The organism is Simplicispira hankyongi (assembly GCF_003570885.1).
GTDB classification, from domain to species: domain Bacteria; phylum Pseudomonadota; class Gammaproteobacteria; order Burkholderiales; family Burkholderiaceae_C; genus Simplicispira; species Simplicispira hankyongi.
In genome coordinates this window covers 1-1,188 of sequence record NZ_QXJC01000019.1, presented here as the reverse complement: position 1 = coordinate 1,188, position 1,188 = coordinate 1, and the positions used below count along the sequence as shown (strand labels likewise).

At 58.0% G+C, this 1,188-nt stretch carries 1 protein-coding gene; it reads left to right on the top strand.

Going from position 1 to position 1,188, the window contains the following annotated elements; genetic code table 11:
- Positions 1 to 81: 81 nt before the first annotated feature.
- Positions 82 to 1,161 carry an IS630 family transposase gene (locus D3F03_RS17105; RefSeq protein ID WP_119110637.1) on the top strand — a complete coding sequence of 360 codons (1,080 nt, stop codon included), beginning with the start codon at positions 82 to 84 and terminating at the stop codon, positions 1,159 to 1,161.
- Positions 1,162 to 1,188 lie beyond the last annotated feature (27 nt).

Below are 1,188 nucleotides of genomic sequence, written 5' to 3'. Positions count from 1 at the left end.
CTAGTGTGATGTCTCAGAAATAATTTGAATTATCTCGATGCGTGTTGATCCAAGGAGTCTTCCATGAAGGAGACTACGCAGATGGCCCACGCTGGACGCCCCGCCACAAAGTTGCAGATCACCGACACCGAGCGCGCAGAACTCAAGGCGCGACTGCGTGTGCGCAAAGCGCCTGAAGACGAGAAGCTGCGCATGCGAATCGTGCTGGGCTGCGCAGATGGGGAGTCGGGCACCGTGATTGCCCAGCGTTTGCACACCACAGTGCAAACAGTCTCAAAGTGGCGGCGACGCTACCAAGCGTACCGTCTGGCTGGTTTGACCGATGCACCACGCGCGGGTCGCCCGCGCAGCGTGGGCGACGAGCGGGTCCAGCAAATCGTAGACAAGGTTCGCCAGAGCAAGCCTGACAATGCCACGCACTGGAGTGTGCGCCAGATGAGTCGGCAAACGGGTGTATCACCCGCGACGGTGCAACGCATCTGGCATGCGTTTGGTCTGAAGCCGCACCTGCAAGAAACCTTCAAACTGTCCACTGATCCATATTTCGTGGATAAGGTGCGTGATGTAGTGGGACTGTATATGGCACCGCCCGATCGCGCCCTGGTGCTGTGCGTGGACGAGAAGAGCCAGATCCAGGCGCTTGATCGCACCCAGCCGGGATTGCCTCTTACCTTTGGCAAAGCGAGCACGCGCACGCACGACTACAAACGCCATGGCACAACGTCGCTGTTCGCCGCGCTGGATGTGGCTACTGGCAAAGTCATTGGGCAACTCAAGCGCCGTCACCGCAGCGTGGAATTCCTGCAGTTCCTCAAAGCCATTGATACAGCGGTACCGAGCGGACAAGACATCCACCTGATCATGGACAACTACGGCACGCACAAGACTCAGGCCGTGCGGGCGTGGCTAGCAGCCCATCCCCGCTATCACGTTCACTTCACGCCAACCTCCGCGTCCTGGCTCAATCTGGTCGAACGCTTTTTCAGCCAGATCAGCGAGCAGTGGATCAAGCGCAATGCCCACACCAGCGTCGCTCATCTGGAGCAATCTATCCGGGAATACATCGATCGCCACAATCAGGATCCCAAGCCCTTTGTGTGGCACAAAAGCGCCGACACCATCCTGGCATCTGTCGCACGGGCTGCAGGCTCAATTATTTGATGCTTACTTTTGAGACACCACACTAGC

What these genes read in the sequence shown, in the direction of transcription:
- D3F03_RS17105 (WP_119110637.1), top strand. Translation starts at nt 82, where the DNA reads ATGGCCCACGCTGGACGCCCCGCCACAAAGTTGCAGATCACCGACACC.